This is a genomic window from Mesorhizobium sp. P160219, assembly GCF_057786095.1.
Map to the genome: position 1 here is coordinate 1,006,139 of NZ_JBYNWG010000001.1, position 14,515 is coordinate 1,020,653.

A 14,515-nucleotide genomic window follows, 5' to 3' on the forward strand; every position below is an offset into this window, starting at 1 on the left:
GAATTGCAGCAAAAACTAGCCGGGATTGCCTAAGGCGCCGTTAACCCAGTCGTCACAGTTTCCTGAGCGCCACTTCCTCGACCAGATGATTGGCGCCCTTGCGCAGGATGAGGTCGGCCCGCGCTCGTGTCGGCACGATGTTCTCGCGCAGGTTTTTCAGGTTGATGTTGGCCCACAAGCCTTCCGCAATGGCACGCGCGGCGTCTTCCGAAAGCTGCGAATAGCGGTGGAAGAAGGAGTCCGGATTGCGGAAGGCCGTCTCGCGCAGGCGCATGAAGCGGGCGATGTACCATTGGTGGATCAGCTTTTCGTCGGCGTCGATATAAATGGCGAAATCGAAGAAATCCGACAGGAACGGCACTATCTTGCCGTCCTTCGGCAATTTGCCGGGTTGCAGAACGTTGATGCCTTCGAAGATCAGAATGTCTGGCCGGTCGATGGTGACGAACTCGCCGGGAATGACGTCATAGGTCAAATGCGAATAGACGGGCGCGCGGACATTGCGCTGGGCCGACTTGATGCCCGACAGGAAACGCAGCAGCGCACCGACATCGTAGCTGTCGGGAAAGCCCTTGCGCTCCATCAGATTGTCGCGTCGCAACACCTTGTTGGGCAGCAGGAACCCGTCGGTAGTGATGAGATCGACCTTGGGGCTCGACGGCCAGCGCGCCAGAAGCTCCTTCAGCACGCGCGCCGTGGTCGATTTGCCGACCGCAACCGAACCGGCAATGCCGATGATGAACGGTGTCTTGACCACATCCAGCGCGTTGAAGAAGGCCTGGCGCTGGCGAAACAGCAGCTGGCTGGCCTCAACATGCGCCGAAAGCAGCCGCGAGAGCGACAGATAGATGCGCTTGACTTCTTCCAGGTCGACCGGATCGTTCAGTGAGCGCAGACGGTTGATCTCGTCTTCGCCCAGCGTCATCGGCGTGTCGGCGCGGAAGTTCGACCATTGCTCGGCCGAGAAGAAACGATAGGGGGAATATTTCTCGGTCGGAGCGAGCTGGTCCATCGAGTTTCCTGCCCTCTAGAGCATGATGCCGAAAAGTGTGAAGCGGTTTTCGGGCGACATCATGCTCCCTCTATCAATTTAGAGACGGATTCAGATTTAAGGCCTCGGCCCGAAATCATCCGGCTCTAGCGGTCAGCCTTTCGGCCGGGATGCCTTTTCAGTGACGCCCGAACGGCCGGTGCGGCCCTCAAGCTCCTTCAGCACCTCGCCCAGCGAAACGCCGGCCATGCCAAGCACAACGAGCCAATGATATATGAGATCGGCACTTTCGGAAACGAGGGCTTTCTCGTCGCCCTTGACGGCGGCAATGACGGTCTCGACTGCCTCTTCACCAAGCTTCTGCGCCGCCTTGTCGATGCCTTTGGCGAACAGTTTTGCCGTCCACGAGTCCGGGTCGCCGGAACGGGCGCGTTCGCCAATGATCGTTTCCAGATCGGACAGCGAAAATTCAGCCATGACGCAGTCTACAGCCTTTGTGGAGTGGATTGAACCGGATAGTCCAGCCGCATCGGCAGCCCGGCCTCGGCCATATGCGCCTTGGCTTCCGTAATCGTGTAAGTGCCGAAATGGAAGATCGAGGCGGCGAGCACGGCGCCGGCATGGCCGTCGCGAATGCCCTCGACCAGATGATCGAGCGTGCCGACGCCGCCCGACGCGATCACCGGCGCGCGCACCGCATCCGCTATCGCGCGGGTCAGCGCAATGTCGTAACCGGCCTTGGTGCCGTCACGGTCCATCGAGGTCAAAAGAATCTCGCCGGCGCCGCGATCGACCATTTTTCGCGCAAACTCGACCGCATCGATGCCGGTCTTTTCACGGCCGCCATGGGTGAAGATCTCCCAGCGGTCGGCTTCATTGGGTGCCGACACCTTCTTGGCGTCGATGGCGACGACAATGCACTGGTTGCCGAACTTGTCGGCGGCTTCCGCGACGAAATCGGGGTTCTTCACCGCCGCAGTGTTGATCGACACCTTGTCGGCGCCGGCCAGCAACAGTTTGCGAATATCGGCCACCTGGCGCACGCCGCCGCCGACGGTCAGCGGCATGAAGCATTGTTCGGCGGTGCGGGCGACGACGTCGAAGATGGTTTCACGGTTGTCGGACGACGCGGTGATATCGAGAAAGCAAAGCTCGTCTGCGCCGGCCGCGTCATAGGCTTTGGCCGCCTCGACCGGATCACCGGCATCGATGAGGTCGACGAAATTGACCCCCTTGACGACGCGGCCGTTCTTGACGTCGAGGCAAGGGATGACTCGGGCCTTCAGCATCAGCCCTTCTCCATCGTCGCCAGCAACTCGCTGAGCAGTTCGCCGACCAGCGGCGGAACCTCGGCCTGCGCATCGAACGCCGGATCGTAGGCGGAAATGGTGATGCCGGAAATCGGCAGCAGGCCGGCCATGCCGCAGACAGCCTGGCGCAGCTGTTTCGGCTCCGGGCCGCCGGGCGTGGTGTAGCGGTTGGCCTGCAGCGCCCCGGGGTCGTGCACGTCGAGATCGAGATGCAGGTGCACCCGCTTCGCGTCCGGCGCCTTCAGCCTGGTGCTCGCCGTCGCCCAGTCCGGGCATTCGGTGCGGATGACCGGCAAAGTCTTCAACAGCTCTGTTTCGGCCGGATCGAGATCGCGCGCGTTGACCAGCACGCAGCGCGCAGGATCGATCGGCTTGAAGCCGGGGATGGCCGAGGCCATCGGCTTCCAGCACAGGCCGAGAACCGTGGCCAGCGCCATGCCGTCGAGAAAGCCGAAGATGGACGTCTCCGGCGTGTTGAGATCGCCATGCTGGTCGGCCCAGATGATCGCATCGGCATCCTCGCCGGCAACCGCACCGGCCGATGTCAGACAATTGCCGGCCAGCACGATGGGAAGCCGGCCGCGGTCTATGGCGATGCGGACCTCGCCGGAGACGGCGCCGCACACGGCAAAGCCGGTGGCGATCTCGCGCTGCTGTTCGTCGCCAACCCTGCCGATATCGGTGACGACCACGTCATGCCCGGAGAGCGTCAGCGCGTCGACCAGCCCGCCGGCGACGAGTGCATCCGGGCCTCGGCCCATGCCGCCGTGATAGTGGCCGCTGTCATAGGAGGCCAGGATGATGGAGATCTTCAAGATCGGGCCTCCATCGCCTTGCCCTGCAGCACCGCAAGCGCCTCGGCCGGATCGATGCGCCCGTCATAGAGCGCGCGGCCGGAGATGGCGCCTTCGAGTTTCTTTGCGTCGGGCATGGTCATGCGCACGATGTCGGCGATCGAGGCCAGCCCGCCCGAGGCGATGACCGGGATCGACACCGCGTCGGCGAGATCGATCGTGGCATCCCAGTTGATGCCGGTCAGAACGCCGTCGCGGTCGATATCGGTGTAGATAATGGCGGCAACGCCGGCGCCTTCGAATTTCCGCGCCAGTTCGATGACGCCGAGGCTGGAGGCCTCGGCCCAGCCTTCGACCGCCACCTTGCCGTCCTTGGCGTCGATGCCCACGGCGATCTTTCCAGGAAATTCCTTGCAGGCTTCCCGGACCAGGTCGGGATCGCGCACCGCCACCGTGCCGAGGATGACGCGGGCCAGCCCGCGGTCGAGCCAGTCCTCGATCTGCGCCAGCGTGCGGATGCCGCCGCCGAGCTGCACCGGGTTTTTCGTCGCCTTGAGGATGGCGCCGACCGCCGCGCTGTTGACGCTTTGGCCTTTGAAGGCGCCGTTGAGGTCGACGACATGCAGCCATTCAAACCCTTGCTCTTCGAAGGCCTTGGCCTGGGCCGCAGGGTCGTCATTGTAGATGGTCGCGGTCGCCATATCGCCGTGCTTCAGCCGCACGCACTTGCCGTCCTTGAGGTCGATGGCCGGAAACAGGATCACCGTTCAGACCCCTTCCACAATGGCGAAATGCGAGGTCGAATAAGCGCGCCGGAATTTCAGCGCTGCCTGGTATTCGGGGGAATGGAAGCAAGCCAGCGCGACCTCGTAGCTTTCGAACTCGACGATCACATGGCGATTGCCGGATGGCCCTTCCGGGCTTGACGACTGACCGCCTCGCGTCAGGAATTTCGCGCCGTATTTGTCGAACGCCGCTTTGTTGGCGGCGATGTATTTCGGATAGTTTTCCGGATCGGTCACATCGACCATCGCCATCCAGTAGCCCTTCTTGCTCATCTCAAGGCCTCCAGCGCAGGAAGTTGGTGATCAGTGCCAGGCCGAGCGCCTGGCTCTTTTCCGGATGGAATTGCATGCCGGCAAGGTTACCGCGCGCGACCGCCGCCGTTACCGGGCCGCCATAATCGGCGACGGCCAGCACTTCGTCCGGCCTTGTCGCGTCGAGATGGTAGGAATGAACGAAATAGGCGTGCAGACCCTTGGGCCCGGTCGCAATACCCGAAAACAGCGGGTGCTTGCGCTCCAGATCGATGGTGTTCCAGCCGATTTGCGGGATCTTCAGTGCCGGATCGGCGGGCGTGATCTCCTTGACGTCGCCGGCAATCCAGCCGAAGCCCTTGGTCACGGTCTTTTCCAGGCCGCGCTCCGACATCAGCTGCATGCCGACGCAGATGCCGAGGAACGGCCGCGCCTTGGCGATCGCTACCTCTTCCACCGCTTCCCACATGCCGGCGACGCCGCGCAGGCCCGCCGCGCAATCGGCATAGGCGCCGACGCCGGGCAAAACGATGCGGTCGGCGCTGCGCACCCGCTCGGCGTCGGCGGTCAGCTCGATGGCAGCGGCAATGCCGGCTTCATGCGCGGCGCGCTCGAAGGCCTTGGTGGCCGAGCGCAGATTGCCCGACCCGTAATCGATGATGGCAACCCGCATCTCAGGCTTTTCCCGGCGTATGGCTCAGGCCCAGCGTCAGCCCGGTCTGCGTCGGCCGGGCCAGGCTGGCGTCCGGCACGATGCGCGGCAGCGGCGCCGGCTCGTCGGCAAGCGCCTCGGCGTCCAGTGTCTGGCGGATGTCGGCATCGTCAGGATTGTCGGCTTCGACGACGCCCCATTCATGCCAGCCGCGGCAGCGCAGCGCTGCGATCCGCAGCCCTTGGCCTTCCAGCCCGATATAGAGCGAGACCAGTAAAGACAGTGCGGAGCCGGCCCAGTCCAGTCCCAGCCATTGGCCGAGCACCGAGATGAGCCCCATGGCGACGAAGGCGAGCGCGGCCTCGATCCACAGCCTGTGCCAGGCGAGCCACAGCGGCGCCACCAGGAAAGCCAGCCAGGAAAAACCGTCGCGGACCAAAACGGTTGCGTCGGCCGCCTCGGTGCGGCCTGGCGGTTCCATCACGACATAGATGGCCATCAGCCTACCCTTTCAGAGATCCCTTGGTGGAGGGAACCGCTTCCGGCTGGCGCGGGTCGCGCTCCAGTGCGAAACGCAGCGCGCGCGCCACCGCCTTGAAGCAGGTTTCGGCAATATGGTGATTGTTGGCGCCATAATGGTTGGTGACATGCAGCGTGATACCGGCATTCTGCGCCAGCGCCTGGAAGAATTCACGCACCAGTTCGGTGTCGAACGTGCCGATCTTGGGCGACGAGAAGGCGACATTCCAGACCAGGAACGGACGGCCCGACACGTCGATCGCGGCCCGCGTCAGCGTCTCGTCCATGGCAAGGTCGACAGAGGCGTAGCGCATGATGCCGCGCCGCTCGCCCAGCGCCTTGGCCAGCGCCTGGCCGATCGCAATGCCGGTGTCCTCGACCGTGTGGTGGTCGTCAATGTGCAGGTCGCCCTTGGCCTTCACCGTGATGTCGATCAGCGAGTGGCGCGACAGCTGGTCGAGCATATGGTCGAAGAAGCCGACGCCCGTCGACATGTCGGAGATACCGGTGCCGTCGACATGGACCGACACGGCGATGTCGGTTTCCTTGGTCTTGCGGCTGACTTCGGCGGATCGGGACGCCATGACCTTGTCCTTGTCTTTGGGCAAACGACTGGGGGCGAAACGGAAAGACATGCCTCCAAGCGCTCATTTGCCTGAAAGCGAAAGCCTTCTAGCAGCATGATCCGGCGATGGCCAGTTGCGATGCGGGCTTCCATCGGCCGTGCCACAGGCGGTTTGCAATCACCCGCCCCATGCATACATATGGCCGATCGAAATCCCGCGCCAATCGCCTTATCGGGATCGCGCGAATCGGAGCACCAAATGTCGAATGAACTGACCATGCACGCCACGACCATCGTGACGGTGCGCAAGGGCAACAAGGTGGTGATCGCCGGCGACGGCCAGGTCAGCCTTGGCCAGACCATCATCAAAGGCAATGCCAAAAAGGTGCGCCGCATCGGCAAGGGCGGCAATGTCATTGCGGGTTTCGCCGGCGCCACGGCGGATGCTTTCACCCTTCTGGAGCGGCTGGAAGCCAAGCTCGAACAATATCCCGACCAGTTGACGCGCGCCTGCGTCGAGCTCGCCAAGGACTGGCGCACCGACCGTTATCTGCGCCGGCTGGAAGCGATGATGCTGGTGGCCGACAAGTCGGTTTCGCTGGCGCTCACCGGCACCGGCGACGTGCTGGAGCCCGAATTCGGCGTCATGGCCATCGGTTCCGGCGGCAACTATGCGCTGGCCGCTGCCCGCGCGCTGATGGACAGCGACAAGGATGCCGAGGAGATCGCCCGCAAGGCGATGCAGATCGCCTCCGACATTTGCGTCTATACCAACAACAACTTTGTTGTCGAAACGCTCGATGCCGGCTAACCCGCCGGTGCTCTATGATTTTCGACCGGTTACCGAAAAAGACCTGCCGATGATCGCCGGCTGGCTGGCCGAGCCGCATGTCGCCGAATGGTGGGACGATCCGGAGACGGAAATCGCCGAAATCCGGGAGCACATTGACTCTATTTCTGTAGAGCCGCTGATCGTCGAGCTCGACGGCAGGCCGATCGCCTATCTGCAGAGCTACGATCCGCATCTGGAAGACGGCCATCCCTATGCCGACCAGCCTTTCGGCACGCTTGGTATCGACCTGTCGATCGGCGTGCCGGACCTTGTCGGCAAAGGTCACGGCTCGGCCATCGTCCGGCAGTTCGTCGAACAGCTGTTCGAGGAAGGCGCGCCACGCGTCATCATCGATCCGCATCCCGACAATGGCCGCGCCATCCGGGCCTATGAAAAGGCTGGGTTCCGCGCCATTGATCGCAGGCACTCGGAATATGGAGACGTCGTGCTGATGGCCGTCGATGCCGAAGAGAGCGACGCGGAAGAAGGGGAATGAGTTGATGGCGACACCGGGCACTGCCAAAAATTACTCGGCCTACGAAGACAGCTGGCGGATGGGGCTTCTGCTCGTGCTCGCTCTGCTCATCTTCCAGGCCGGCGCCCTTTACGGCATGGGCCGCACGCCGATCTGCACCTGCGGTTATGTCAAACTCTGGCACGGTGTGGTGAACAGTTCGGAGAATTCCCAGCATATTTCCGACTGGTACACGTTCTCGCACATCATCCACGGCTTCCTGTTCTACGCCTTGGCCTGGTTCCTGTTCCCGCGCTCGCCAATCGGTCTGCGCCTGGCATTCGCCGTCGTCATCGAGGGCGGCTGGGAACTCCTGGAAAACAGCCCGTTCATCATCGAGCGCTACCGCGCCGGCACCATCTCGCTGGATTACTATGGCGATAGCATCATCAATTCGGTGTCCGACACGCTGGCCATGATGCTGGGATTTGTGATGGCGCGAAAGCTACCTATATCTGTGATCGTCGGCCTCGCCCTCATCTTCGAACTGGGTGTCGGCTACCTCATCCGGGACAATCTGACGCTCAACGTGATCATGCTGCTGCATCCGTTTGAGTCCATCAAGCAGTGGCAAAGTGGAATTTAGTGATATGACCACCTTCTCTCCCCGTGAAATCGTTTCGGAACTCGACCGCTTCATCATCGGCCAGAAGGACGCCAAGCGCGCCGTGGCCATCGCCTTGCGCAACCGCTGGCGCCGCCAGCAGCTCGAAGGCCAGATGCGCGAAGAGGTGATGCCGAAGAACATCCTGATGATCGGCCCGACCGGTGTCGGCAAGACCGAGATCTCGCGCCGCCTGGCGCGGCTCGCCGGTGCGCCTTTCGTCAAGGTCGAGGCCACCAAGTTCACCGAAGTCGGCTATGTCGGCCGCGATGTCGAGCAGATCATCCGCGACCTGGTCGAGATCGCCATCGGCCTGGTGCGCGAGAAGATGCGCGAGGACGTGAAGGCGCGCGCGCACCTCAATGCCGAGGAGCGCGTGCTGGAAGCCCTGGTCGGCAAGACGGCGAGCCCGGCGACCCGCGATTCCTTCCGCAAGAAGCTGCGCGACGGCGAGCTCGACGACAAGGAGATCGAGATCGAGGTTGCCGACGCCGGCACCGGCGGCATGCCCGGCTTCGAGATCCCCGGCATGCCGGGCGCTAATATCGGCGTGCTCAACATCAACGACATGCTGTCGAAGGCGATGGGTGGCAAGAAGACCAAGGCGCGCAAGACGACGGTCAAGGAGTCCTACGCGCTGTTGGTCAACGACGAGTCCGACAAGCTGCTCGACCAGGACGAGGTGGTGCGCCGGGCGCTCGACGCGACCGAAAATGACGGCATCGTCTTCCTCGACGAGATCGACAAGATCGCCTCGCGCGAAGGCGGCATGGGCGCCGGCGTCTCGCGCGAAGGCGTGCAGCGCGACCTGCTGCCGCTGATCGAAGGCACGACGGTGGCGACCAAATACGGACCGTTGAAGACCGACCACATACTGTTCATCGCCTCGGGCGCCTTCCATGTCTCCAAGCCGTCCGACCTGTTGCCGGAATTGCAGGGCCGCCTGCCGATCCGTGTCGAGTTGCGGGCGCTGGAGAAGGACGATTTCATTCGCATCCTCACCGAGACCGAGGCCAGCCTCATCAAGCAGTATATCGCGCTGATGAAGACCGAAGGCGTCGACCTCACCTTCACCGACGATGCCATCGATTCGCTGGCCGGCATCGCTGTCGACCTCAACGCTAGCGTCGAAAACATCGGAGCGAGACGCCTGCAGACGGTGATGGAGCGCGTGCTAGACGAGATCTCCTACGACGCGCCCGACCGCAACGGCACCAGCGTCGCCATCGATGCCGCCTATGTGGAAAAGCATGTCGGCGACCTCTCGCGAAACACAGATTTGTCGCGATTCATCCTTTAAACGAGGGCGCCGGTTCATCCGGCGCCGGTATTAGAGCGCCGCGCGTCCTTTGGACGCGCAAAGGTCGCTCTAACAGTATTGAATCGACGCATCGGACTTTCCAAAAATCGGTTTCGATTTTTGGGCCGATGCTTAGGCAACAGTTTCCGGCAAACATCATCGTGTGTGGCCGGATGGTATCATGCGGCCACCTTTCGTCTTGCTGGCTGCAAGGGCGCTCTCGACTCGACCGGGAGCTTTACCTAATTTGCGCGGCAATTCTCTAGGCGGCGGCGCATGAAAAAACTGATCCTGCTCATTCTCGGCTTGACGCTGGCGGCGACGCTGTTCGCGGCTGACGCGGCGACATTGGTGCCGGCGGGCAACCGCAATGCCGTGCAGCCCGACATACCGGGCGCCTCGAGCCGCCGCACCCAGGCGACCAACACCACCTTCCAGGCCAAATACCGCAAGGTCTATGCCTTGCTTCAGAACGACGCCGAACTGCGCGCCAAGATCAGGAAGGCCTCTGCCGCTTACGGCATCAATCCTTTGCACATCGTCGGCGCCATCGTCGGCGAGCACACCTACAATGTCGACGCCTACGACCGGCTGCAGACCTACTACGTCAAGGCGATTTCCTACCTCTCCAGCAAGCTGTCCTTCGCCTATGACGGCGAGGACATCACCGATTTCGTGCAACGGCCGGAATTCAAGAAATGCACGATGTCGGACAGCTACGACCTGTGGGAATGCCGCGAACAGGTGTGGAACCGCTCCTTCCGCGGCAAGACCGTCGGCGGCACAAGCTTTCCCAACGACCGCTTCGGCGCAACCTTCTTCCAGCCCTACTATGCCGGCCAGACCTTTGGCCTCGGCCAGCTCAACCCGCTGACCGCGCTGCAGATGAGCGATCTCGTGCACAAGGTGTCGGGGCTGCCCGAACTCGATGTCGGCGATCCCAATGGGGTCTACAAGACCATCATGGATCCGGATCTGACATTGCCCTACGTCGCAGCGACGATCAGGAAGTCGATCGACGCCTACAAAAACATTGCCGGCTTCGACATCTCAGGCAATCCGGGGCTGACCGCCACGCTCTACAATGTCGGCAATCCCGAGCAGCGCGCCTATGCGCTGAAAGCAGAGAACGACAAGCGCCGCGCGGCGGGTGAGACGGTCAAACTGCCCGAGGAGAACTATTACGGCTGGCTGGTCAACGACAAGCTGGACGAGCTGAAGGCGCTGTTTTAGCGGGCTTAGCTCAGCCGTCTACCTCCCCCTTTGTGGGGAGGTCGGACCGCAGGTCGGGGTGGGGGCCGGTGCCGCACCCCACTGCTTCGCAGCGACCCTCCCCACAAGGGGAGGGTAAGTCAGTCCTTCACGCTGCCAGCAACGACTTCAGCTTCACATCCGGCGACCCCAACGCCTCCGGCGCCGGCCTAGCCCGCTTGGCGATCAGCATCTCGGCCAGCCTGATGTCGCGCGCCACGGCATTGCCCGTACCGAGGCCGCTCGCCGCCACCAGCCTGCCATCCTCGGCCAGATGAAACAGAATAAAAGCACCGTCGCCGAGATCGCGGCGGACCGTTGTTTTGCCCTCGTCCGAAAGGCCGGCGATCTGCAGCGACAAACCATACTGATCCGACCAGAACCATGGCACCGCGGCATGCGCTTCGCGGGCGCCCAGCATGTTCTTCGCGGCCAGCGCACCCTGTTCCTGCGCATTGCGCCAGGCTTCCAGCCGCACCCGCCGGCCAGCATAGACAGCGAGCGGAAACGAGCAGCAATCGCCGGCGGCGAAGATGTCGGGATCGATTGTTTGGAGTTCGCCATTGACGGCGATGCCGTTATCGACGGTCAGGCCCGCTTCCGCGGCAAGCCCGGTCACCGGCACGGCGCCGATGCCGATGACGGCGAGATCGGCGACGATGTCCTGCCCATCGGCGAGCATGATGTGCACCTCAGCGCCGTCGTCGGCGATATCAGCGATGCCCTGACCGGTGAGCACGGTCACGCCTTCGGCCTCATGCGCCTGATGGATGATTTCAGCGATCTCCGCCGGCACCCCGCGCATGAGGATGCGCGGCTGCGCCTCAATGACCGTGACGCTGGCCCCGAGCTTGCGCGCCGAAGCGGCGAGCTCCAGGCCAATAAAGCCACCACCAATGATGGCGATGCGGTTTGCCGGGCTGAGGTGGGCGCGAATGGCCAGCGCGTCGGCAAAGGTGCGGAGGTAGACGCAGCGCGACCCCAATCCCGGCATCGGCAGCTTGCGCGGTGTCGAGCCGGTCGCCAGCAGCAGCTTGTCGTAGGGCAGGGCCGAACCGTCCGACAGCCGCACCATATGCGCCGGGCGGTCGATCGCCACCGCTTGAACGGAATGGATATGCCGGATCGATTTCTCGGCCAGAATTTCGTCGCTGGCGATCGTCTTGATCTCGGCCGCGTCGCTCGTCATTGCGTCCTTGGACAGGGGCGGCCGCTCATAGGGCAGATGGGGTTCGTCACCCACCAGCGTCACCGGCCCGTCATAGCCCAGCTCGCGCAGTGTCAGCGCTGCCCGCCCGCCGCACTCGCCGGCGCCAATGATGACCATTCCCGCCTGCATGGTCTATCCGATCTGGATCAGCACTTTGCCGGCCTCGACCTTTACCGGATAGGTGGCGAGATTGACGCAAACCGGCGCGCCCCGTGCCGCCCCCGTCTTGTAATTGAAGCGGCCATTGTGCTTGGGGCACTCGATGATGTCGTCCATCACCAGCCCGTCGGCCAGATGCACCTTTTCGTGCGTGCACAGGCCATCGGTGGCGAAATAATCGTCGTCAGGGCTGCGATAGATGGCGAAGGTGCGGCCGCCATGGTCGAAGCGCATCACATCTTCTTCGTCGATGTCGCCGGCGGCGCAGGCCTCGATCCAGTCGCTCATGTGTTCCTCCCAAAAGCAATTCCAGGAAAAGTGCGTTGCGGTTTTCCGTTCGGAGTTGCGTCAAAACAAAAGCTTAATCGCGCGATCATTCCGCCGCGGCGGCGACGGCGTCGTTGTGGAGTTCCTCGCGATAGGGCCGCGCCGTCGGCGGCAGTTCGCGCTTGAGGAAATAGTCCTCGTTGCGCAGCTGGCGCAAAAAGGCCGGGATCATCTCACGATAGCCCGCCAGGATCGACGGCGTCGGCGCCGGCAGATCGTGCTTGATCAGCGCATGCAGTTTAGGCAGCGCATGATAGGGCACCATCGGGAACATGTGGTGTTCGACGTGATAGTTCATGTTCCAGTAGATGAAGCGGCTGACCGGGTTCATGTAGACGGTGCGGCTGTTCAGCCGATGGTCGACGACATTTTCCGCCAGCCCGCCATGCTGCAGCAGGCCGACCATGACATGATGCCAGGCGCCGTAGAGCCGGGGCAGCCCGACCAGCATCAGCGGCAGCCATGAACCGAAATACAGTGCGATCGCGATGGTGACGGCATAGATCGCCGTCCAGATTCGGGCGATGCGAATGGCTTTAGGCTGCTCCTGTTCGGGGATAAAAGTCTTTTCCGCCGCGCTGATATTGCCGGCGGCGTTGCGCAGCATGTCCGACATCGCATGCCAGGCATCCAGCACGCCGATAAAGCCAAGCGCAACGCGGAACAGATCCGGCGGCCGCATCACCGAGATTTCCGGGTCGCGGCCGACGATGATGGTGTCGGTGTGGTGGCGGGTGTGGCTCCAGCGCCAGGTCACCGGATTGCGCATGATCATGAAGCAGGCGATCTGGTAAACCGCGTCGTTCATCCACTGGGTGCGGAAGGCGGTGCCGTGGCCGCATTCGTGCCAGCGTGAATCGGTGGAGGAGCCGTAGAGCACGCCATAGACGAAGAAGAACGGCACGCACCACCAGCTGCCCCAGAACCAGGCGCCGCCGGCGGCGCTCAGGATCAGCGCGGCCAGCCAGATCGTGGTGTCGCGGATCGCCGGCCCGTCGGAGCGCTGCATCAGCTCCTTCATCTGCTTGCGCGGAATATCGGTGTGATACCACTCGGCCGCCGCCAGCCCGTTCTCGATGGCGAGCTTGGAATCGCGGCCGATCAGGCTGTAGTCGCGCCGGGACGGTGGTGTGGATAATGTCGCTTCCATAGGGGCTGCCTCCGTCGGCCACAGCATCCGTCAGGACGGATATGTCCATTACAGGCGGTTTTGTCCGAGCGCAAAATAGCGCCATGCGGTGATAGCCTCAACATCACAAAGATAGTTTCTATCATTTTCCATCAGAACGATGTAAGCAGTTGCAGGCACTCATGCGGGACAGTCATGGCAAAACGGCCAACCATCACCGATCTGGCGCGCATCTCCGGCGTTAGCGTCGCCACTGTCGACAGGGTGCTGAACAACCGGCTGCCGGTGCGCGAGGAAACCGCGCGCCGCGTCTATGAGGCGGCGACCAGCATCGGCTACCACGCCGCCGGGCTGATCAAGCGGCGCATGCGCCAGGAATTGCCGGAATACCGCCTCGGCTTTCTGCTGCTGCGGGGCAATGATGTTTTTTACGGCGATTTCGCGAGGGAGCTAGAAATGGCGGTCTCGCAATCGCAGCGCTTCCGCGGCGTCGCCACCATCGATTTCGCCAGCTCGCTAGCCGCCGACGAGACCGCCGCCCAGATGCGCAAGCTGGCAGCGAAATCCAGAGCAATCGCCGTTGTCGGTCCGGACCATCCGACGCTGACGGCGGTCGTGGAGTCGCTGAAAGCGAGGGGGCAACCTGTCTTCTCGCTGCTGTCCGACTTTGCCGCTGGCATCCGTGAGGGATATGTCGGCCTCGACAATCGCAAGGTCGGTCGCACCGCGGCCTGGATGATCGCCAGGGCGGCAAAGAACCCCGGCAAGGTCGCCCTTTTCGTCGGCAGTCATCGCTTCCACGGCCATGAACTGCGCGAGATCGGATTTCGCTCCTTCTTCCGCGAACATGCGCCGGACTTCACGGTGATGGAAACGCTGGTCAATCTGGAAGCCAACCAGGTCACCCACGATGCGATGATCGATCTCCTGGTGCGGTATCCGGATCTTGCCGGCTGCTATGTCGCCGGCGGCGGCATGGAAGGCGCGGTCTCGGCGCTGCGCGCAGCGAAGCCCGCAAACATGCCGGTGGTCGTCTGCAACGAGATCAACGCCGAATCGCGCGCGGCACTCGCCGACAACATCCTGACAATGGTGATCTCGACGCCGCTCGCCGCCTTGTGCCGCGAGCTTGTCGACCTGATGGCGCATTCCATCGAGGCCGGCGCCGCCAACGCGCCGGGCCAGACCTTTCTGCCCTTCGACATCTATCTGCCGGAAAATATCTAACGCGTTGCCGCGCCGACCCGTTCGGCGTGGGCTCTCCGGCGATGATAGAATCTATCAGATTCCGCCTTCAGACTCGGCCTGGGCCGCTGTCGGC

At 62.8% G+C, this 14,515-nt stretch carries 18 protein-coding genes; 6 read left to right on the forward strand and 12 right to left on the reverse strand.

From position 1 onward, the window contains the following. Window positions 1-52: 52 nt before the first annotated feature. From coaA to hisB, 9 genes are all read right to left on the reverse strand, one after another. The gene (gene coaA, locus AC3EMP_RS05075) at window positions 53-1,012 is read right to left on the reverse strand and encodes a type I pantothenate kinase (RefSeq protein WP_023672313.1); all 960 of its coding nucleotides are present in this window, start codon (window positions 1,010-1,012) and stop codon (window positions 53-55) included. A gap of 132 nt (window positions 1,013-1,144) precedes the next feature. Beyond that, complete coding sequence (locus AC3EMP_RS05080; RefSeq protein WP_023681408.1) at window positions 1,145-1,468, reverse strand: phosphoribosyl-ATP diphosphatase; 324 nt, start codon at window positions 1,466-1,468, stop codon at window positions 1,145-1,147. Window positions 1,469-1,476: 8 nt separating this feature from the next. Then, a complete protein-coding gene (gene hisF, locus AC3EMP_RS05085; protein WP_023687423.1) occupies window positions 1,477-2,283 on the reverse strand; it encodes an imidazole glycerol phosphate synthase subunit HisF in 807 nt (268 codons plus the stop codon). Continuing rightward, window positions 2,280-3,116: an arginase family protein gene (locus AC3EMP_RS05090; protein ID WP_023741283.1), complete on the reverse strand. Its 837-nt coding sequence runs from the start codon at window positions 3,114-3,116 to the stop codon at window positions 2,280-2,282. The genes hisF and AC3EMP_RS05090 overlap by 4 nt, the downstream gene beginning before the upstream one ends. Next, a complete protein-coding gene (gene hisA, locus AC3EMP_RS05095) occupies window positions 3,113-3,859 on the reverse strand; it encodes a 1-(5-phosphoribosyl)-5-[(5-phosphoribosylamino)methylideneamino]imidazole-4-carboxamide isomerase (RefSeq protein ID WP_352520633.1) in 747 nt (248 codons plus the stop codon). Before hisA ends, AC3EMP_RS05090 begins: the two co-directional genes overlap by 4 nt. A 3-nt stretch (window positions 3,860-3,862) precedes the next feature. Next, window positions 3,863-4,153 (reverse strand): DUF1330 domain-containing protein, encoded by a 291-nt coding sequence (locus tag AC3EMP_RS05100; protein WP_023672318.1) that lies wholly within the window; start codon window positions 4,151-4,153, stop codon window positions 3,863-3,865. A 1-nt stretch (window position 4,154) separates the two neighbouring features. Continuing rightward, window positions 4,155-4,805, reverse strand: coding sequence for an imidazole glycerol phosphate synthase subunit HisH (hisH, locus tag AC3EMP_RS05105; protein WP_023695990.1), 651 nt, complete (start codon window positions 4,803-4,805; stop codon window positions 4,155-4,157). 1 nt (window position 4,806) lies between these two features. Then, window positions 4,807-5,283, reverse strand: coding sequence for a DUF2628 domain-containing protein (locus tag AC3EMP_RS05110; protein ID WP_023695989.1), 477 nt, complete (start codon window positions 5,281-5,283; stop codon window positions 4,807-4,809). 4 nt (window positions 5,284-5,287) lie between these two features. Next, window positions 5,288-5,887 (reverse strand): imidazoleglycerol-phosphate dehydratase HisB, encoded by a 600-nt coding sequence (gene hisB / locus AC3EMP_RS05115; protein ID WP_352710608.1) that lies wholly within the window; start codon window positions 5,885-5,887, stop codon window positions 5,288-5,290. A gap of 240 nt (window positions 5,888-6,127) precedes the next feature. Between hisB and hslV the strand changes: the two genes are divergently transcribed. The 5 genes from hslV (at window position 6,128) to AC3EMP_RS05140 (ending at window position 10,351) form a co-directional block, all read left to right on the forward strand. Next, window positions 6,128-6,679: an ATP-dependent protease subunit HslV gene (hslV, locus tag AC3EMP_RS05120; RefSeq protein WP_352710609.1), complete on the forward strand. Its 552-nt coding sequence runs from the start codon at window positions 6,128-6,130 to the stop codon at window positions 6,677-6,679. Then, window positions 6,669-7,196 (forward strand): GNAT family N-acetyltransferase, encoded by a 528-nt coding sequence (locus tag AC3EMP_RS05125; RefSeq protein ID WP_352710611.1) that lies wholly within the window; start codon window positions 6,669-6,671, stop codon window positions 7,194-7,196. Before hslV ends, AC3EMP_RS05125 begins: the two co-directional genes overlap by 11 nt. A 4-nt stretch (window positions 7,197-7,200) precedes the next feature. Continuing rightward, window positions 7,201-7,800 carry a DUF2585 domain-containing protein gene (locus AC3EMP_RS05130; RefSeq protein WP_352710613.1) on the forward strand — a complete coding sequence of 200 codons (600 nt, stop codon included), beginning with the start codon at window positions 7,201-7,203 and terminating at the stop codon, window positions 7,798-7,800. A gap of 4 nt (window positions 7,801-7,804) precedes the next feature. Continuing rightward, entirely contained in the window at window positions 7,805-9,118 is a 1,314-nt protein-coding gene (gene hslU / locus AC3EMP_RS05135) for an ATP-dependent protease ATPase subunit HslU (RefSeq protein WP_023741279.1), read from the forward strand. A 276-nt stretch (window positions 9,119-9,394) separates the two neighbouring features. Then, on the forward strand, window positions 9,395-10,351 hold the full coding sequence (locus tag AC3EMP_RS05140; protein WP_023702085.1) for a DUF1402 family protein: 957 nt from the start codon (window positions 9,395-9,397) through the stop codon (window positions 10,349-10,351). Between the two features lie 127 nt (window positions 10,352-10,478). Here AC3EMP_RS05140 and AC3EMP_RS05145 read toward each other — a convergent pair whose 3' ends face one another. The 3 genes from AC3EMP_RS05145 to AC3EMP_RS05155 form a co-directional block, all read right to left on the reverse strand. Further along, window positions 10,479-11,708: an NAD(P)/FAD-dependent oxidoreductase gene (locus AC3EMP_RS05145; RefSeq protein WP_352710615.1), complete on the reverse strand. Its 1,230-nt coding sequence runs from the start codon at window positions 11,706-11,708 to the stop codon at window positions 10,479-10,481. A 3-nt stretch (window positions 11,709-11,711) separates the two neighbouring features. Further along, window positions 11,712-12,026, reverse strand: a complete 315-nt coding sequence (locus AC3EMP_RS05150; RefSeq protein WP_023672328.1) for a MocE family 2Fe-2S type ferredoxin — start codon at window positions 12,024-12,026, stop codon at window positions 11,712-11,714. Window positions 12,027-12,111: 85 nt separating this feature from the next. Next, a complete protein-coding gene (locus tag AC3EMP_RS05155) occupies window positions 12,112-13,215 on the reverse strand; it encodes a fatty acid desaturase family protein (RefSeq protein WP_352710617.1) in 1,104 nt (367 codons plus the stop codon). Window positions 13,216-13,389: 174 nt separating this feature from the next. Here AC3EMP_RS05155 and AC3EMP_RS05160 point away from each other — a divergent pair, with 174 nt between their 5' ends. Next, window positions 13,390-14,421, forward strand: a complete 1,032-nt coding sequence (locus tag AC3EMP_RS05160; RefSeq protein WP_352710620.1) for a LacI family DNA-binding transcriptional regulator — start codon at window positions 13,390-13,392, stop codon at window positions 14,419-14,421. Window positions 14,422-14,515 lie beyond the last annotated feature (94 nt).